This is a genomic window from Prevotella phocaeensis, from assembly GCF_900065875.1.
Taxonomy (GTDB): domain Bacteria; phylum Bacteroidota; class Bacteroidia; order Bacteroidales; family Bacteroidaceae; genus Prevotella; species Prevotella phocaeensis.
In genome coordinates, this window is sequence record NZ_LT160615.1 from 72,051 (window position 1) to 91,683 (window position 19,633).

General features: G+C 46.2%; 17 protein-coding genes. 15 read left to right on the forward strand and 2 right to left on the reverse strand.

Annotation, left to right across the window (positions count from 1 at the left end; translation table 11 throughout):
• Nucleotides 1-454 precede the first annotated feature (454 nt).
• Nucleotides 455-1,234, reverse strand: coding sequence for a radical SAM protein (locus tag BN3912_RS00280; RefSeq protein WP_023984803.1), 780 nt, complete (start codon nt 1,232-1,234; stop codon nt 455-457).
• 147 nt (nt 1,235-1,381) lie between these two features.
• On the opposite strand from BN3912_RS00280, the gene BN3912_RS00285 reads away from it, so the two are divergent.
• The 8 genes from BN3912_RS00285 (at nt 1,382) to BN3912_RS00320 (ending at nt 8,854) form a co-directional block, all read left to right on the forward strand.
• Nucleotides 1,382-2,260 (forward strand): cell division protein FtsX, encoded by an 879-nt coding sequence (locus tag BN3912_RS00285; RefSeq protein ID WP_023984804.1) that lies wholly within the window; start codon nt 1,382-1,384, stop codon nt 2,258-2,260.
• A 143-nt stretch (nt 2,261-2,403) separates the two neighbouring features.
• Nucleotides 2,404-2,634 (forward strand): DUF3098 domain-containing protein, encoded by a 231-nt coding sequence (locus BN3912_RS00290; protein WP_004368476.1) that lies wholly within the window; start codon nt 2,404-2,406, stop codon nt 2,632-2,634.
• Between the two features lie 29 nt (nt 2,635-2,663).
• Nucleotides 2,664-3,527, forward strand: a complete 864-nt coding sequence (locus tag BN3912_RS00295; RefSeq protein ID WP_023984805.1) for an undecaprenyl-diphosphate phosphatase — start codon at nt 2,664-2,666, stop codon at nt 3,525-3,527.
• Nucleotides 3,527-4,240 (forward strand): tRNA pseudouridine(55) synthase TruB, encoded by a 714-nt coding sequence (truB, locus tag BN3912_RS00300; RefSeq protein WP_023984806.1) that lies wholly within the window; start codon nt 3,527-3,529, stop codon nt 4,238-4,240. The genes BN3912_RS00295 and truB overlap by 1 nt, the downstream gene beginning before the upstream one ends.
• Nucleotides 4,237-5,403 (forward strand): tRNA preQ1(34) S-adenosylmethionine ribosyltransferase-isomerase QueA, encoded by a 1,167-nt coding sequence (gene queA, locus BN3912_RS00305; protein ID WP_023984807.1) that lies wholly within the window; start codon nt 4,237-4,239, stop codon nt 5,401-5,403. Before truB ends, queA begins: the two co-directional genes overlap by 4 nt.
• On the forward strand, nt 5,404-5,811 hold the full coding sequence (gene folK, locus BN3912_RS00310) for a 2-amino-4-hydroxy-6-hydroxymethyldihydropteridine diphosphokinase (protein ID WP_004368480.1): 408 nt from the start codon (nt 5,404-5,406) through the stop codon (nt 5,809-5,811).
• A 182-nt stretch (nt 5,812-5,993) separates the two neighbouring features.
• Nucleotides 5,994-7,382 (forward strand): SGNH/GDSL hydrolase family protein, encoded by a 1,389-nt coding sequence (locus tag BN3912_RS00315; RefSeq protein ID WP_064972239.1) that lies wholly within the window; start codon nt 5,994-5,996, stop codon nt 7,380-7,382.
• Complete coding sequence (locus BN3912_RS00320; RefSeq protein WP_023984809.1) at nt 7,379-8,854, forward strand: MBOAT family O-acyltransferase; 1,476 nt, start codon at nt 7,379-7,381, stop codon at nt 8,852-8,854. Before BN3912_RS00315 ends, BN3912_RS00320 begins: the two co-directional genes overlap by 4 nt.
• 138 nt (nt 8,855-8,992) lie before the next feature.
• Here the strand turns inward: BN3912_RS00320 and rpsO are convergent, their stop codons facing one another.
• Nucleotides 8,993-9,262: a 30S ribosomal protein S15 gene (gene rpsO / locus BN3912_RS00325; protein WP_004368483.1), complete on the reverse strand. Its 270-nt coding sequence runs from the start codon at nt 9,260-9,262 to the stop codon at nt 8,993-8,995.
• 140 nt (nt 9,263-9,402) lie between these two features.
• Here rpsO and typA point away from each other — a divergent pair, with 140 nt between their 5' ends.
• From typA to hemG, 7 genes are all read left to right on the forward strand, one after another.
• Nucleotides 9,403-11,205 carry a translational GTPase TypA gene (gene typA / locus BN3912_RS00330; protein ID WP_023984810.1) on the forward strand — a complete coding sequence of 601 codons (1,803 nt, stop codon included), beginning with the start codon at nt 9,403-9,405 and terminating at the stop codon, nt 11,203-11,205.
• Between the two features lie 52 nt (nt 11,206-11,257).
• Nucleotides 11,258-12,052, forward strand: coding sequence for a DNA-methyltransferase (locus tag BN3912_RS00335; protein ID WP_230204596.1), 795 nt, complete (start codon nt 11,258-11,260; stop codon nt 12,050-12,052).
• Nucleotides 12,024-12,851: an MvaI/BcnI family restriction endonuclease gene (locus tag BN3912_RS00340; RefSeq protein ID WP_023984812.1), complete on the forward strand. Its 828-nt coding sequence runs from the start codon at nt 12,024-12,026 to the stop codon at nt 12,849-12,851. The genes BN3912_RS00335 and BN3912_RS00340 overlap by 29 nt, the downstream gene beginning before the upstream one ends.
• Nucleotides 12,852-13,534: 683 nt before the next feature.
• A complete protein-coding gene (locus BN3912_RS00345; RefSeq protein WP_023984814.1) occupies nt 13,535-15,595 on the forward strand; it encodes a TonB-dependent receptor in 2,061 nt (686 codons plus the stop codon).
• A gap of 5 nt (nt 15,596-15,600) precedes the next feature.
• Nucleotides 15,601-16,836: an MFS transporter gene (locus BN3912_RS00350; protein WP_023984815.1), complete on the forward strand. Its 1,236-nt coding sequence runs from the start codon at nt 15,601-15,603 to the stop codon at nt 16,834-16,836.
• The gene (gene hemN, locus BN3912_RS00355; protein ID WP_023984816.1) at nt 16,829-18,193 is read left to right on the forward strand and encodes an oxygen-independent coproporphyrinogen III oxidase; all 1,365 of its coding nucleotides are present in this window, start codon (nt 16,829-16,831) and stop codon (nt 18,191-18,193) included. Before BN3912_RS00350 ends, hemN begins: the two co-directional genes overlap by 8 nt.
• A 5-nt stretch (nt 18,194-18,198) precedes the next feature.
• Nucleotides 18,199-19,578: a protoporphyrinogen oxidase gene (gene hemG / locus BN3912_RS00360; RefSeq protein ID WP_023984817.1), complete on the forward strand. Its 1,380-nt coding sequence runs from the start codon at nt 18,199-18,201 to the stop codon at nt 19,576-19,578.
• The last annotated feature ends 55 nt before the right edge of the window (nt 19,579-19,633 follow it).

Genomic DNA, 19,633 nt, shown 5'->3' on the forward strand with positions numbered 1-19,633 from the left:
ACGTTTTATACTGTTATGAGAGGGACTGATCGTGAGGCCGGTCCCTCTTTTATTGTGATAGGAGTAGAAAATGGCTGTCTCGCCCTGCTTTTTTAAAAGAAACGTAATTCCAATTTGTTTATGCTTCTCCCTTTGGAAAGGGGAGACAGAAAAGGGGGCAATTCCTTTTGTTCACAACTTAAAATCTCTGTTCAGCCTTTCATTATAGAGCAGAAAAGTACACAGTACCGTAAAAACTTAGCTTGTTTAAGCAGTCTAAAATGGCTTTTTTCTCAGAATATATGTATAAGAATTTAAACAAGCTAAATTCCTGTAATCCGTTTAGGTTGTCTGTTTATCAGCTACAGATGGTGTGGCTATCTTGATTAAATTATACATCTAACGAAGTTACCTTATACATCTAACCGCCCTAACCTGTTTCTGCCCTCTGTTTAGAGGGGCAGGGTAAGGTTCTTTAATACGATGCCGTGCAGGGAATGCCCATAGCTTTAACACGGTCGCGGATGGCGTTCAGTTCCGCGGGAGTAGCTTTCTGTAGGTCGTGATCGGGCGTTTCGCGGTCGATGGTGTATATCATAACCTCCTTGGGAGCTATGTATCTCACTGCTTTCAGCCACGGTTGTACGAATTCATCGCCCGTGTTGTCTACGTTATGCACGCCGCTCATGCCTTTCATGAACATGGTTTGTATAATCAATTTGCCGTTGAAAGACTTTAAATCCTCAATGAGTTGCTGTACATCGAAGTGTTTGTTTACCGGCTGGTCTACCAGTTTAATGTAGTCGGTATTTACTGTATCGAGCTTTAGAATGTTGTTGTCTACCTTCAAAAGAGCGTTGTGTACGGCTTGTTTGTGTATGAAAGTAGAATTGCTCAGTACCGATATTTTGGCTTCAGGGCAGTATTGGTTGCGCAATCTCACGGTGTCGTCGATGATTTCTGCAAACTCCGGATGGCTTGTAGGTTCGCCATTACCCGCAAAGGTCAGCACATCGGGATGCTCGTCGGCCTCGTGCATCTTCTTCAGTTGTGCTTCCAATGCTTTCGATACCTCTGCTCTTGTAGGGCGTTTCCGTGTAGGTATGCGGTCTTTATTGAACCCGCATTCGCAGTAGATGCAGTCGAAAGTGCAGCTCTTTCCGTCTTCCGGCAGCAGATTAATGCCTAACGAGAGCCCCAACCGTCGGCTCCTGACAGGCCCGTATATAGGTGCGGGGTAAATTCTTGTACTCATAATGAAAGGCTTCTCCTTCGGTTTGTTAAGTCATGCAAAGGTAAATATTTTTAAAATACGTACGCGTTAATACACGTTAAACTGTCGTTTGGTCATATTTTTTTTTGTTACTTTGCAACAAAATTGGACTGTTATATCCTTTTTGATATGGGAAAGAAGCGAAAGAAAACCGGCAGTCGTTACGGATTGCAGGGCGTAACTCTATGTATAAGTATTGCATTGGTGCTCATTTTATTGGGAATGATAGTGTTTTCGGTGCTTACTGCACGTAATCTGTCTGCCTCGATCAAGGAAAATCTTTTGGTAACCATGGTGCTTCAGGAAGATATTACGAACCCGGAAGCTCGCCAAATATGCAAGACATTACGCACGAAATCCTATATCAACAGTATAGAGTATCTTAGCAAGGAACAAGTTCTTCGTACGCAAAGCAAGCTGATGGGTGCCGATCCTTCGGAGTTTATCGGCAGCAATCCCTATCTGGGATTTATAGAATTGCGTATGAATGCCGACTATGCCAACAGCGATTCGTTGCGCTGGATTGTCAAGGAACTTAAGAAATATCCCAAGGTTGGTGAAGTTACTTATCAGCAAGACCTGATGGATAGTGTGAATGAAAACCTGAGTAAGGTAAGTTTCGTGCTGCTCATTTTGGCAGTATTGCTCACTTTCGTGTCGTTTACATTGATTAATAACACCATAAGACTCAGCGTTTATGCCCGCAGGTTCTCTATACATACTATGAAACTTGTGGGGGCATCATGGTCGTTTATTCGCGGTCCTTTTATAAGGCGTGCCGTGTGTTTCGGACTGATAGCTTCCGTATTGGCCGTTTTAGTGCTGTCAGGATGCTTCTATGGGCTTTATAGATATACCCCCGATATCCTCAATGTGGCCACATGGGAGGTGTTGACGGTCACTGTAGCGTCGGTATTTGTATTTGGAATGGTTATAACCGGTACATGTGCCAGCATTTCAGTAAACAAGTTCCTGAAGATGACGGCAGGAAAACTCTACAAAATCTGACGGTCTGTTGCCGTAAAGGTGACTGTATAGCGTGGGCCGAAAGTGCTTATGTGTTTTGAAATAAAAGGAATAACAATTAATAGTAAGAAAACCTGAGTGCTTCGGGAGCTCTGTGCTCCTGTGGCAGACGGATAAACTTGAATATGGATAAAAGGAATTTAGCATTCGATAAAGTCAACTTTATCATGTTGGCAATCGGCATGTGTGTGGTCATTCTCGGCTTTATATTGATGAGCGGCAGTGGTTCTACGGAGACTACTTTCGATCCGGAAATCTTCAGTACTGTACGTATAAAGGTTGCACCTGCCCTGTGTTTCATCGGTTTTGTATCGATGATTTACAGCATTATCCGTAAACCGAAAGATAAACAGTAAACATCTGTCACGTCATCTAATTTCATATAATGACCGTATTACAAACGATTATTCTGGCAATCGTAGAAGGATTGACCGAGTTTTTACCCGTTTCGTCGACGGGACACATGATTATTACCCAAGGATTACTGGGTATAGAAAGCACGCCTTTTGTAAAGGCGTTTACCATTATTATACAGTTTGGCGCCATTCTCTCGGTGGTGTGTCTTTATTGGAGGCGCTTTTTCCGTCTCGATCATACGCCTGTACCGCCGAATAGTTCGGTATTCAAGGCGTTTATCCATAAGTGGAATTTTTACTGGAAGCTGCTTGTAGCTTTCGTACCGGCCATGGTTATCGGTTTTGTCGGTAAGATGTCGGGGCTTATCGACCGCTTTTTGGAAAGCGTAGAAGTCGTTGCAATAATGTTAGTCGTAGGGGGTATCTTCATGATATTCTGCGACAAACTGTTCAATAAGGGCAAAGAAGAAACGGTACTTACCGAAAGGAGGGCATTTAATATCGGCCTCTTCCAGTGCATTGCCATGATTCCGGGCGTGTCGCGCTCTATGGCTACCATCGTCGGAGGGATGTCTCAGAGGCTTACAAGGCGTGCCGCAGCCGAGTTCTCGTTCTTTCTTGCCGTGCCAACCATGGCAGCTGCTACCGCTCTTGATGTATGGGAAGTGTTCTTCGGCAGCGATGCAAATACCTCATGGGCCACACCTGACAATCTTGCCATGCTCGCCTTGGGCTGCGTGGTGGCATTCGTAGTGGCGCTGCTTGCCATGAAATGGTTCGTTGCTTTCCTTACCAAATACGGATTTAAGGCCTTCGGAGTCTACCGAATTATTGTGGGCGGCTTCATTCTTTTATGGCTTTTACTGGGACATAACTTATCGATGGTAAGCTGATGAACTTCTTCCAAGGAGAGATTATTGCCATCGACAAGCCTTTAGGCATAACAAGTTTCGGGGCTTTGGCACACATCCGTTACCTGCTCACCCGACGTATGGGGGGGACAAAGGTAAAGGTCGGGCATGCTGGAACACTCGATCCGCTGGCCACGGGGGTATTGATACTTTGCACAGGGCGTGCTACCAAGCAGATCGAAAGCCTGCAGGCGCATACCAAGGAATATGTGGCAACGCTGCAACTTGGTGCAACTACGGCCAGTTATGATTGCGAACATGAGGAGAATGCGTCCTTTCCGACGGCACACATTACGCGGGAAGCAGTCTTGAAAGCTATTGATGGCTTCGTCGGAGATATAGAACAGGTTCCGCCTTCGTACAGTGCATGCAAGATAGATGGCGAACGAGCTTATACATTAAGGCGTTCCGGCGAGAACGTAACACTGAAACCGAAACGCATAAGGATAGATGCAATAGAATTGATCGATTTCGATACCGCTACTATGCGGCTGACCATTCGTGTTGTCTGCGGCAAAGGAACCTATATAAGGGCGCTTGCGCGGGACTTGGGACGGGCACTCGATAGCGGTGCGTACCTCGTTTCTCTGCGCCGTACACGAGTAGGAGCCATCCGAGTTGAAGACTGTATCGATTACGACCGCTTCGATGAATGGCTCGATAAACAAGAAATAGAAAGAGAACATAATATATGAAGTTATCACAATTCAAATTTAAACTGCCCGAAGAGCAGGTGGCATTGTATCCTCATAGCTTCGAACGTAAGTTCAAGAACGAGGATGGAACGAAAGAAACGTTTAGGGTTACTCGTCGTGATGAGAGCCGATTAATGGTGCTTCATAAGAAAACACAGGCCATAGAGATGTTCAAGAAAGATAAAAAAGGTAAGCCCATCGAGGGCGATTACCTTGATTTTCGGAACATATTGGACTTTTTCGACGAAGGCGACACGTTCATTTTCAACGATACGAAGGTATTTCCGGCACGCTTGTACGGTACCAAAGAAAAGACCGATGCTAAGATAGAAGTGTTTCTTTTGCGCGAACTGAATGAGGAAATGCGTCTTTGGGACGTGCTTGTAGAACCTGCCCGTAAGATACGTATCGGCAATAAACTTTTTTTCGATGATACGAGTACCATGGTTGCAGAGGTCATAGACAATACTACGAGCCGTGGTAGAACGCTGCGATTTCTGTACGATTGTCCGCACGAAGAGTTCAAGCGCGAGCTCTTTGCATTGGGTGAAGCGCCACTTCCCCGATATATTATCGACAATAGAGAGAACCATCATGCCGTCAAGGAGGATTTGGAGAACTTCCAGTGCATCTTTGCAAAGCACGAAGGTGCCGTAACTGCTCCTGCTACAGGTTTGCACTTCAGCCGCGAACTGATGAAGCGAATGGAGATACGCGGTATCAATTTCGCTTTTATTACCCTGCATTGCGGTCTCGGAAACTTCCATGAGATAGAGGTAGAAGACCTGACCAAGCATAAAATGGACTCCGAACAAATGATTATCGATGCCGAGGCGTGTGAGGTAGTCAATGCTACTAAGAAAGGCGGCCACCGCATCTGTGCCGTGGGTACGAGTGTGGTAAAGGCTACGGAAACGGCAGTCGGTACCGATGGAATGCTTAAAGAGTTCTCCGGATGGACTAATAAATTCATCTTTCCCCCATACGATTTCGGGCTTGCCAATACGATGATTGCCAATTTCTACCATCCCCTTTCAACGTTGCTGATGCAGACAGCTGCATTCGGAGGCTACGATTTGGTGATGCAGGCCTACGAAATGGCTGTAGAAAACGGCTATAAGTTCGGTTGTTTCGGCGATTCCTTGCTTATTTTAGACGATTAAATGCACAAGGTATATCTTGGTTTGGGGGCAAACATAGGTAACCGCAAGCGAACCATACGGCAGGCTATAGAACGCATAGAGGAACTGATCGGCACGGTTGAATGTCGATCGGCTCTTTATGAAACTAAGCCGTGGGGCTTCAATTCGCCCAATGATTTCATCAATGCCTGCGTGTGTTGTTCTACTGTTCTTAGTCCGCGACAGGTCTTGGTATCGTCTCAACGGATAGAAAAAGAGCTCGGTCGTACGCATAAGTCTGTAGGCAGTGTGTATCAGGATCGTGTGATAGACATCGATATTCTGCTGTACGATGATATCAGACTGAACGAACCCGACCTGAAAATTCCGCACCCGTTGATGCAAGAGCGCGATTTCGTGATGATACCTCTGCAAGAGTGTCTTGAATAGAGGTTATTTCTGTCGTTGCTACATCATATATCTGCTATGATTAGATGCGGTACCTGTTTGGGTTAAGTATTGCATCTATTTATTGAAAAAGTTTTGTTTTTGTAAACAGGTTAACATGTATTTTTATACCTTTGCGCCCGATTACGGTTGTGAGATATGGCTTTAAAATGTGATATAATTAAATGAATCAGCCCGCAAAGACGTTTTCTTTAATCGGCATTGTCGTATTTTTGTTGTTGATGATGCACCAGTTGCCCACGCTGTCGGTCGAAGGTACCGAGCTTAGGCATGTCAACATTTTGAGCTTGTTGTTGCCCGAACCCGAAGAAAAGGAGACCGATGTCGTTCCTATTCCTAAGGCTCCCAAACCGTTGATGGCGGTAACAACGGCGGGAAAGCATGTACGTTTTGTTGAAAAATGGGACAAAGGTGTGACACCTATCGTAGACTATTCGGGCGGAAAGGCCGGAGGTATGAGCCATTTCTATGCCATGCTCGACAGCGTGAAGCAGCTTAAACGGCCGGTACGTATTGCCTATTACGGCGATTCGTATATCGAAGGCGACATTCTTACGGCGGATCTGAGAGAGATGTTTCAAGAGAAATTCGGCGGTAATGGCGTGGGGTGGGTAGATTGCGGCACACCGATAATCGGTTCGCGTCGCTCTATACAGCAGAAATACAGCGGGATTATCGAGTATGCAGTGGTAAAGAAACCTTTCGACAACAGCCGTCAAAGGCTGGCAGAACGCTATTATGTACCCACAGAGGGGGCACATGTGTTTACTAAAGCGTCGCGCTTCTATCCTCATTCCAAGAGTTGGACTTCGTCAAAGCTCTTTTTTCGAACTTTATCTTCATTGTCTATCGAAGCTATTCCCTCATCCGGCACGCCTATATCGCGTGTTTATGGTGGTTCTACAGATGTTCAAATGTTTGAAACCGTGGGGAATATGAGCTCTGTCGATTACAGATTTACAGATGTAGGGGCAGGAACAACGCTTTTCGGTATGGCTCTCGAGTCGGCTACGGGTGTGATATTAGATAATTTCAGTATGCGTGGATCGTCGGGAACCTCGCTGGCCAAGATACCCATGAGTACGCTGCACGATTTCCGTAATATGCGCCCATACGACCTGATCATACTGCATTTCGGGCTCAACGTGGCCATAAAAGGCAATCCCATCTCGGTATTGCGGGGCTATACCAATAAAATGAAGAAAGCGGTACAGCACTTTAGAGAGGCTTTTCCTACGGCAAGTATCATGATAGTGAGCGTTCCGGATCGCGATCAGCGTTCGGATAACGGTATTAAGACGCTGCGCGAGGTAAAGAACCTTGTAGCTCTGCAAGAACAATTGGCTGCCGATACGCATGTTGCCTTTTATAACTTTTTCCAAGCAATGGGCGGCGAAGAAAGCGTAAAGCAGCTTGTTGATCGCAATATGGCCAATAAAGATTATACTCATTTGAGCTTCGGAGGCGGGAAAGCGATAGCTAAAAAGGTGTTTCCCTCGTTTGTTACGGGGCTTAAGAACTACAAACGTCGTAAAAATATAGAGCAACAATGATAGAAAGACTGATATCCGTACTCTCGTACAACCCGAAAGAGCCGATGATATTTTCGAGCGGTACCTTTCTTATATTGTTTCTTTTCTTCACGTTTTTCTACATGTTGCTGCAAAAGAAGCTCACTCCACGGCTGTTGTTTGTTACGGCTTTCTCTTATTATTTCTATTACAAGAGCAGCGGTATGTACTTTGTGTTGCTGGCAATCGTAACGTGCAGCGATTATATTATAGCCGGTTTTATCTATCGCAAACGCGAAAATCGAATACTCGGGCAATGGCTTGTTGCGCTTAGTCTGCTGATCGATCTCGGCTTGCTCGGCTATTTTAAGTACACAAACTTCTTTGCAGGCATGATATCCCAAATGATCGGCAGCAATTTCCAGCCGTGGGATATCTTCTTACCGGTAGGTATAAGTTTCTTTACCTTTCAGAGTCTCAGCTATACTATCGATGTGTACCGCGGTTCGTTGAAACCTCTGCCATCGATACTCGACTATGCTTTCTATGTTTCTTTCTTTCCCCAACTGGTTGCAGGGCCTATTGTAAGGGCGGCAGACTTCGCTCCACAGATACGAAAGCCCATTGTTATCACGAACGACATGTTCGCGCGCGGGGTGTATTTCATTGTGATAGGACTGTTCAAGAAGGCGGTTATCAGCGATTATATCAGTCTGAACTTCGTAGATCGCATATTTGATAACCCTACACTTTATAGCGGTGTAGAAAATCTGCTGGGCATCTACGGCTACGCTTTGCAGATTTATTGCGATTTCAGCGGCTATAGCGATATGGCTATCGGCATAGCCTTGCTGCTGGGTTTCCACTTCCCGTTGAACTTCAATGCGCCCTACAACAGTTCGAGCATTACCGACTTTTGGCGACGTTGGCACATTTCGTTGTCGACATGGATACGCGATTATATCTATATATCGCTGGGCGGCAACCGTAGGGGGAAGGTACGCCAGTATTTCAATCTGTTTGTAACCATGCTTCTTGGCGGACTTTGGCATGGTGCGAGTCTCAACTTCGTGGCTTGGGGCGGCATGCACGGCCTTGCATTGGTGGCGCATAAATTTTTCAGAACAGATGTGTTGCACCGAGATCGGCATTATCGGAGCCATGGATGGCGGCGTTTTGTGGCTGTCGTGCTTACTTTCCATTTCGTATGTTTTACGTGGATATTTTTCCGAAGCTCTACGTTTGCTGTTGGATGGAGTATGCTCTGTAGGGTGTTTACGGCTTTCCATCCCGAACTCTTCGTACAGATATTGGCGGGATATAAATATGTATTTGCTCTTATGCTCTTCGGATATGTAAGTCATTACTTGCCCGATAGATGGCAAGAAGATATTATCGGTGCACTCAAACGCTGCAATGTAGTGGTATATGCTCTGCTGATAGTAGCCGTAATCTATATTGTCATCCAGATTAAAAGCAGCACCATCCAGCCGTTCATCTACTTCCAGTTCTGAAAAAACGATATCTCTGACGTCGGTAGAATGCCTGTCTGACCGGCTTGGGATGTATGTGTAGCAAACTCATAGGGTATATATAACAAAAAAGGCGAGCCGTAACGACTCACCTTTTTACATGCCTTGAACAAAGTAGTACTACTTGCGAAGCCCGAGAGCTTTTATGATTGCACGATATCTCTCTACGTCGCGATCGTACAAGTAGTCAAGTAATGCCCGACGTTTTCCTACCAGCATTGTCAATGCCCGGGCGGTAGTATGATCTTTACGGTGCGTTTTAAGGTGCTCCGTCAGGTGGGAAATACGGTATGAAAACAATGCTATCTGGCTCTCTGCAGAACCGGTATCAGAGTTAGACTTTCCGTATTGTCCAAAGATCTCTTCTTTCTTTGTCTTGTCTAAATACATAGAACGTTACTTAAAATTAGTGTTATTAATTTGCAAAATGCGGATGCAAAGGTACAACTTTTTATTGAAACGGCAAATGTTTACGATATTTATTTGTAACTTTGCACGCAATTTCATAAGGTATTTATAGGTAAAAACAAATGCAGGACATCAGAAACATTGCCATCATTGCACACGTTGATCACGGTAAAACTACTTTAGTCGACAAGATGATGCTCGCCGGAAAGCTCTTCCGCGAAGGACAGGATAACAGCGCACAGGTATTAGACTCCAACGATTTGGAGCGCGAACGAGGCATAACCATTCTTTCCAAGAACGTTTCTATTAATTGGAAAGGCTCGAAGATCAATATTATAGACACGCCGGGGCACTCTGATTTCGGCGGTGAAGTGGAGCGTGTGCTCAATATGGCCGACGGTTGTATCCTCTTAGTGGATGCTTTCGAGGGCCCAATGCCGCAAACTCGCTTCGTTTTACAGAAAGCCTTACAGATAGGATTGAAGCCTATTGTGGTGGTAAACAAGGTGGATAAGCCGAATTGCCGGCCCGAAGAAGTCTACGAAATGGTCTTCGACTTGATGTTCTCGCTTAATGCAACGGAAGAACAGCTCGACTTTCCCGTTGTTTATGGTAGTGCCAAAAATGGATGGATGGCAGAAGATTGGAAGAAACCTACCGACAATATCGACTATCTTCTCGATAAAATCATCGAAATAATCCCTGCTCCAAAGCAGATAGAGGGCAGTCCTCAAATGCTTATCACCTCGCTCGACTACTCTAATTATACAGGTAGAATTGCGGTAGGTCGCGTTCATCGAGGCACATTGCGCGATGGTATGAACGTTACGATATGCCACCGTGACGGCTCACAGGAGAAAACGAAGATTAAAGAACTGCACACTTTCGAGGGTATGGGCCATGTGAAAACCGATCATGTGGACTCCGGGGACATTTGTGCGGTAATAGGACTCGATAAATTCGAGATAGGTGATACCATTTGCGATTACGAAAATCCCGAACCGTTGCCCCCTATAGCAATCGATGAGCCTACAATGAGCATGCTTTTCACTATTAACGATAGCCCTTTCTTCGGTAAGGAAGGTAAATTCTGTACAAGCCGTCATATCAACGAACGCTTGCAAAAAGAACTCGAAAAGAACCTTGCATTGCGTGTACGTGCCTTCGACGACAGCACCGATAAGTGGATAGTAAGTGGTCGGGGCGTACTTCATCTCTCGGTGCTCATCGAGACTATGCGTCGCGAAGGCTATGAACTTCAGGTAGGTCAGCCGCAGGTAATCTACAAAGAGATAGGCGGTGTGCGCTGCGAACCTATCGAAGAGCTCACCATCAACGTGCCCGAAGAGTTCTCAAGCAAAATGATCGACATGGTTACACGCCGTAAAGGCGAGATGACTTCTATGGAAAGTCAAGGCGAACGTGTGAACATTGAGTTCGATATACCCTCGCGCGGCATCATCGGTTTGCGTACAAATGTGCTCACAGCCTCGCAGGGCGAAGCTATCATGGCACATCGTTTCAAAGAGTATCAGCCGTTCAAAGGCGAGATAACCCGCCGCACCAACGGTTCTATGATTGCTTTGGAAACGGGCACTGCATACGCTTATTCGATCGATAAACTGCAGGATCGCGGTAAATTCTTTATCGAACCGGGCGAAGAAGTGTATGCCGGACAGGTGGTAGGAGAGCATGTTCACGACAACGACCTCGTGATCAACGTAACCAAGGCCAAGCAGCTAACCAACGTGCGGGCATCGGGTTCCGACGAAAAAGCCCGCGTTATTCCCAAAACTGTGATGAGTCTTGAAGAATGTCTCGAATACATTAAGGGCGATGAATACGTAGAAGTAACGCCGAAGAACATGCGTATGCGTAAGATCATCCTTGACCATTTGGAGCGTAAGCGTGCCGGCAAAGAGTAAATGTAAGATAATGTTAGAGGAATATCTTAATAAAATTATCAATGCTGATTGTATGGAAGTTCTGAAAAAACTTCCCGACAACAGCATTGATCTTGTTGTAACATCTCCGCCATATAATCTGAAGAACTCAACAGGAAATGGGATGAAAGACGGGCGCGGAGGTAAATGGTCCAATGCAGCTCTTATAAAGGGATACGATAGCTATGATGACTGTATGCCGAATGATGAGTATGCAAAGTGGCAACACGAAGTATTATTGGAACTTGTTCGTGTTATCAAAGACGACGGAGCCATATTTTATAACCATAAATGGCGCGTACAGAACGGACTTATGCAGGATCGTCACGACATCGTTTATGATGTTCCGCTTCGCCAAATTATTATTTGGAAGCGTAAAGGAGGTATCAATTTTAATGCCGGTTATTTTCTTCCAACATACGAAGTTATCTATTTTATCGCTAAAAAAGACTTTAAATTAGCTCCTCATAGCAATAATTATGGTGATGTATGGGAGATTATGCAAGAACAACGCAACGATCATCCGGCTCCGTTTCCTGTAGAACTTATCGATCGTATCATATCTTCAACTACCTCACAAATAATTTTAGATCCATTTATGGGATCGGGAACTACCGCTGTTGTTGCTGCTGGTTTAGGGCGGGATTTTATCGGTATAGAAAAATCACCAAAATATTGTGAGGTTGCTATGCAACGGCTTGAGAGGAATAAAATTAATTCGGAAGTTGCAAAATTCCATCAGCCTACCTTTTTTACAAAACCATTGGCCAAGAAATATAAACCTTCTAAAAGCATGAAAAATGAACAAAGTATTGAAATCGATTTCTAAAGAAGAACTAATTAACAGGTTTAATGAAATATATACTCAAGGCTGGATATTAAATCAACGCGGAAATAATGATGGAGCTGTAGGGAATGTTTTAGAGGATTTGCTTGGCATACCAGAAAACAATTTACCTATTCCAAATGCAGCCGAATGGGAATTGAAAGCACAGAGAGCGAATACTTCATCATTGCTGACGCTATTTCACATGGAACCATCACCGCGTGCATTCAAAGTTGTTCCGAATATCTTGTTACAAAAATATGGCTGGCCTTCTGCTGAGGCAGGTAAAAAATATCCTATTGATGAGAAATCTTTTAGAGCAACACTTAACGCTAAGAATTTTATTGATCGCGGTTTCAAAGTGAATGTAAATGATGAACAAAAAAGGGTTGAAATTGTTTTCGATAGCACTAAAACGGCAGAACGGCACAATGAATGGATACGAACAGTAAAGAAACGTGTAGGACATACCGATAATTTCGATATCGTTCCTTATTGGGGATTTGATGATTTATTTCATAAAGCCGGTATAAAATTAATGAATTGCTTTTATGTTCGTGCAGACGAAAAAAGAGAGTACGAAGGTCGTAAGCGCAAAAGTTACTTTCTCTATAATTATGTATTAAAACTTTCGCAATTCAATCAAAGTAAATTTATAGATGCCATTCGTCAGGGCAAAATATATATTGATTTTGATGCCCGTACGGGCCATAACCACGGTACAAAGTTTCGCATGCATTATAACGATATACCTTTGTTATATAAAAACGCAGAAGTTATCATTGATAAAACATCCTTGTAAGCAAGAGCATCCTCGAACATTTAGAGCGCAAGCATGCCGACAAGGAGCAAAATTATTATGAATAAATATATTCAATTGTTTTCTTATGCTGTTTTTCATGTCGGCTCATCATGGCATAAGTATATTTTTGAGTACCAGTAGGTTATGATGTGATAGCAACTGAAAGCATGGCAGAAGAGTTGCTGTCAGCGTATTTACAGAAGTTCTAAAACATCCGTAACCCATTAAAAGACGGTCTTTATGTTGTAAGGAGACCATCTCTTTACGCTAAGGAGACGGTCTCTTTACGCTAAGGAGACGGTCTCTTTACGCTAAGGAGATGGTCTTTTTACACTAAGGAGACGGTCTCTTTACGCTAAGAAGCACGGAGGTTGACACTGTGAAGCACGGAGGTTGACACTGTGAAGCACGGAGGTTGACACTGTGAAGCACGGAGGTTGACACTGTGAAGCACGGAGGTTGACATTGTGAAGCACGGAGGTTGACACTGTGAACCACGGAGGTTGACACGATGAACCACGGAGGTTGACCATTAGGAGGTGGCATTTTATTCCGGTATGTTTTCCATATACCGCCGCCGGATGCGTGGAACGGTTGAAATATCCTCATAATATAGGATTTCATAAATCGATGAATTATTGTATTTTTGTGCCCGAACAATAACGAATAAGATTTAAAGTAAAATGCTTTGTACTATTTTGCTGTTGGCTTCGTGCGCACTCGATGGAGGCGCCGGAACGGCAGATACCGCCGCTATCAGGACTATGGGACTCGACGAGGTGACCGTTGTAGAGTTCAAACAGAACAGGCGCAACCTTGCTCCGTCGTCTGTTTCGACGGCCGATGCACGCTTTCTGAATAATCAAGAGATAACGAGTTTGAAAGAACTTACGGCCGTTATGCCCAATTTCTTTATACCCGATTACGGCTCAAGACAGAACACTCCCGTTTATATACGTGGCATCGGAGCCAAGACAAAGGGCCCTGCAGTGGGCTTCTATGTAGATGGCGTGCCTCATTTTGAGAATTCTGCCTTCGATATAGATATGTTCGATGTGGAGTCGGTGGCCGTTTTACGCGGTCCGCAGGGTACGCTTTACGGGCGTAATGCCATCGGCGGTATCATCAACGTGCACACGTTGTCGCCGTTGTATCACCAAGGTACGCGTCTTAAAGCGGGTTACGGCAGCAGGAACGATGTAGTTGCACAGTTCTCGCATTATATGAAATTCTTCGACAGATTGGGATTTTCCGCCGCCGGAGGGTATCATCATAACGACGGTTTCTTTCGTAATCTGTTCACAGGCAATAAGGCCGACGATATGAACGACGGTTTCGGGCGGCTCAACTTCGTGTGGGCACCGTCTGCACAGTGGACGTTCCGCCTTAACAGCATGCTCGACTATTCCGAACAAGGCGGCTATCCGTATGGAGCGTATAGCCGTACCACGGGCACCACATCGCCCGTTAATTATAATAGGTATAGCTCTTATCGCCGCCTGATCTCCACTTCGGGCTTCAATGCGCGGTACGAAGGGCAGTCGTTCGGCTTCAATAGTCAAACTTCCTACCAGTTCATTAAAGATCATCAGGCCATCGATCAAGACTTCACCCCTAAGGATTTGTATTTTGTCATCAACGAATTGCGGCAGAATATGGTAAGTCAAGAGCTCACATTCAAGTCGAATCATACCAGACGTTACCAATGGATATTCGGCGTATTCGGCATGCTTCAGAACGTTAACAATACCCTTGAAACGCAATATATCGCCAAGGATCAAGCGTTTCCTACGCATTATCGCATACCCGTTTATGCCTTTGCGCTCTATCATCAGTCGTCTTATAACATTTGGCGCGGCCTTTCGATAACGGCAGGGCTGCGTTTCGATTACGAATATGCCAAGCACCGTTATCTTCGGCGCAGCTATCAACTAAGCACAAACGGCAATTGGATGGATGTTAAAAGTAACGAGAGCTCCCTTCATTTCAGGCAACTAACGCCGAAATTCGGCCTTCAATACCTTACAGAAGTGCGAAATCTCTATTACATATCGGTTACCCGCGGCTATAAGGCAGGCGGTTTCAACCAGTCGTTCCGAACAGACGACGAACGTACATACTCGCCCGAATACAACTGGAACTACGAAGTAGGGGCGAAACTCAACCTTCTGCGAGGCACGCTGACGGCAGAAACGGCGCTTTTTTATATAGACTGGCGCCATCAGCAGGTTAACCAAACCGTGCCGGGGATAGGGAATGTGTTGCATAACGCGGGGCATTCCAGCAGTAAAGGGTTTGAATTGTCGCTCATGGTACGCCCTCTGTCGGGTTTAGAACTCCATTTAAGCTACGGATATACCTATTCTAAGTTCATTGAATATCGAAAGAGCGCAACCGTAGATTATTCCGGAAACAAGTTGCCGATGGTTCCGCGCAACACGTTGGCACTGAACGTGGCTTATACATGGCGGCCTGCTCGCGGTATCGTCGACAAATGGATGCTCGGTACAGGCCTTACGGGCGTGGGAAAGATATATTGGGCCGAAGACAATGCCGTGGCACAAGACTTTTATACGTTGCTCAATGCTAAGATAAGTGCAACGAGCGGCATTTTTACATGGGAGGTGTGGGGCAAAAATCTTACCGATACGAAGTATAATACCTACAGCTTTAAGGCATCGGCCGACTATGTCCAGCTGGGCCGACCGGCACATTTCGGAACGTCTGTAGTAGTAAATTTCTGATACGGATGAACGGTCTTTCGAAAATACTTGTACGCTCTAATGGCGGCGAAGTGCTTACTTTGGGCACTTTCTTTTGTTTGTATGTGGCACAGTCGGTACCTTCGAGCTTCTTATCTACCGCTTTACAGGTGCTCATGCGCGAGAATAACTTCTCTTTATCTACCATCGGACTGTTACAGATGGTAAAACTACCGTGGATATTGAAGTTTCTATGGGCGCCGCTGATAGACCGCAATTGCGTTACCGTGGCCCATTACAAGCGTTGCATTATCTCTTCGGAACTGGCTTATGCCGTTATTCTGCTTGTTATGGGCATGTTTCATATTGTCACCGATATCTATCTGATCATCGCATTGGTAATACTTTCGCTTGTTGCTTCGGGCACACAAGACATCGCAACCGATGCTCTGGCGGTATTATCTTTTACGAAACGCGATAAAAGCATGGTAAACAGCATGCAGTCTATGGGTGGTTTCGGCGGCACGCTTCTTGGTAGCGGTGTTCTTCTTATAGTGCTCCACCGTTACGGTTGGGGCGTTGTGTTGCCCTGTCTGTGTATTTTCGTGCTGCTTGCTCTTATCCCCTTGCTGTTCAACAAGCGGCTTACGATTGCGGAAAAAACTGCAACCGAACGTGCCAGAGCGGCCGATTTCTTGTGGTTCTTTGCCCGAAGAAGCATCTGGCGGCAGGTAGGTTTCCTCCTTATATATTATGCCGGCCTTATCGGAATACTATCGATGCTGCGCCCGTATCTTGTAGATAACGGCTATACAATGAGAGATATCGGAATTATGAGTGGTATCTTGGGCACTTGCATGGCATGTGTGTCGTCTTTAGGAGCGGGGTTTATCGTGCGTAGAATAGGCATCTATCGGGCGCGTATCTTATTTGCCGTGCTAACGCTTTGCACTACGGTGTTCTTTCTTGCCCAGTCTTTCCTGCCCGTAAATACCGTTTTGCTCTGCTTGGGTATCGTTCTGTTGTGGGGAAGCTATGGGTTTGCCTCTGTTGTGGTCTATGTTTCGTCGATGAATTGCGTACGTTCGGGGCGCGAAGGAACAGATTTTACCGTGCAAATAGTGCTCACCCATACCAGCGGAATGCTGATGGCAGCAGTCGCCGGAGCACTGTCCGACCGTATCGGCTACCACGGATTGTTTGCGGCAGAGGTAGCCATAGCAGCACTGTCTTTGGTCTATGTACTTGCTATGTTCAAGAAAACGGAGGCGAAAAATGAATAAAGAACTGATCGAGAAATACAACATACCTGTGCCGAGATATACCAGTTATCCGCCGGCCAACTACTTCTACGACCTTTCTGCTGCCGATTATCTTGCCGCAGTAGACGCATCTAACGCAGCTGCAAACAATCTGGTGTCGTTTTACCTCCACATCCCGTTCTGTTCAGACCTGTGCCATTATTGCGGTTGTAATTCATATTCCATGGGTAAAGATGGCATGTTGGAGCGATATGTGGCAGCTCTACACAAAGAGATAGATATTGTTGCCGCACATATACGGCCGGATAGGAGCATTTCACAGATACACTATGGCGGCGGAAGTCCCACTGCGTTACCCATACATTATATACATGAGCTGAACAACCACATGCTCTCGCTGCTTCCGGTAATCGATCGGCCGGAAATAGCCATAGAGTGTCATACGGGTTATCTTACTGCCTATGACTGGCAGAAGCTCATCGAGTGCGGTTTTACACGCTATAGTCTGGGCATACAAGACTTTGATAAGCGCGTTCTGAAAGCTGTTAACCGGCGTCCGTCGTTACTTCCGATTGAGGAAATTCTCCATCTGTTGCGCTCATCCGGTGCAACTGTCAACCTTGATTTCCTGTTCGGATTACCATATCAAACGCCTCTGGATTTCCAACATGCCATAGAAAGGGCTGCCGAATTGCAACCTGAGCGCCTTGTAACGTTCAGTTACGGGCACGTGCCATGGGTTCATAAGCGGCAACTTATATTAGAGAAGTACGGTCTTCCTACAAGCCATGCCAAACAGGAGATGTATCGGCGGGCGGCAGAAGTGCTCCACGGGGCAGGTTATCGCAGTATCGGACTCGATCACTTCGTACTTCCCGACGACGAATTGAGTATAGCTCTCGATACTAAGTGCCTGCATCGTAACTTTCAGGGCTACTGCACACAGCGCACAACGGGCCAAGTATATGCCTTTGGGGTAACGGGTATCAGTCAATTGGGTTCTGCCTATGCGCAAAACGGCAGGGATATACCGGCTTATATCGATGAGATCGAGAGCGGCAGACCGAATGTCTGTCGCGGATATATCCTCACCCGTCGCCAACAGATCGTGCGTGAAGTTATCGAAGCCATGATGTGTAACTATTATATTTCGTGGAGCGAAATAGCCCGAAGGCTGTCGCTGACGGCGAAAGAGGTAAAAGCTGCCGTGAATTACGATGAGGAACGTCTGCGCGAGATGGCTGCCGATGGCATTATAGATTATACGCCTGACGCTATTAGTATGACTTCCGAAGGCTCTCCTTTTGTAAGAAATGTGGTGGCAATACTCGATCCGTTGATGTTAAACACTACAAAGAAATTTTCTAAACCTATTTGAAAACGATGGAGAAACAATCTTTCAGAGAGCGTGAAGCTGTGGTGATCGGGGCCGGACTCACCGGTCTGACGGTGGCATTCTATGCGCGGAAGAAGGGTAGGGATGTAGAAGTGCTCGAACGTGAAGACCGTATAGGCGGCCAAATTCGTACTTATCATGAAGCCGGATATACTTTCGAGAGCGGTCCGAATACGGGTGTAGTGTCGTATCCCGAGGTGGCCGAACTCTTTGCAGACATGGGGGAAGCCTGTCGGTTGGAGCTTGCACGCAACTCGTCCAAGCGTCGTCTCATCTGGAAAGGTACGCAATTCCACGCTTTGCCTGCCGGTCTAACGGCTGCATTTCGCACTCCGTTATTCACATGGTATGATAAAATCCGCATTATAGGAGAGCCCTTCCGCAGGAAGGGCGCCGATCCGAACGAGACGGTAGGTGCGCTTACCGTTCGCAGATTGGGATATTCGTATCTTAGGTATGCCGTAGATCCGTTCTTGTCTGGCGTTTATGCGGGCGATCCCATGCGGCTTGTCACCCGTTATGCGTTGCCCAAGCTGTACAATCTGGAACAAACATACGGCAGTTTCATACGGGGTGCCGTGGCTAAGGCTAAGGAACAGAAGAGCGATCGCGACCGTTTGGCTACGAAAAAGGTGTTCTCTGCGCATGGCGGAATGGGCAATTTGGTGGACGCTTTGGGCGATGCGATCGGTGCAGACCGTATAACGATCGGTGCCAAAGGTATTGTTCTCGTGCCCGACAGCGGCCGTTGGCGGGTGGAATATACCGATGCCGGCGGCAACGCATGCTGCATACGTTGCGCCAAGGTGGTAACTACGTGCGGGGCATACAGCCTTCCGGCGCTGCTGCCTTTTGTAGATAAGGAGCGTATGAAGGCTGTGAACAATCTTTACTATGCCCCCATCGTGCAGGTGGGGGTGGGGGTTGCCGATACTGCAGGCGTCGGTTACAACGCTTTCGGCGGACTTGTACCCTCGTGCGAACGGCAGAATGTGCTCGGCATTCTTTATCCCTCGGCCTGTTTCGAGGGCCGTGCACCCGAGCAGGGTGCCGTATTCTCGTTCTTCATGGGCGGTGTTCGTCGCCCCGATTTCGTAGATAAAAGCGACGAAGAATTGCTGGCCATCGTCGATGATGCTCTGCACCGTATGCTCAAGTTGCCCGATGCGGTAAAAGCAGATGCCGTGCGTATTTTCCGTCATCGCCGTGCCATCCCGCAATATGAGGGCAATACAGGCGAGCGATATGCCGCTATCGACAGTATCGAACGGCAATACACCGGACTTAGGATTGCCGGAAACATCCGCGGAGGCATAGGAATGGCAGACCGTATCAGGCAGGCTGTGGCCGTTGCCGCAGAGCTCTGAAACGATTGGCGGGCCATAAAATACATGTTTTTTCTTTCATTTAAATGTCACACAG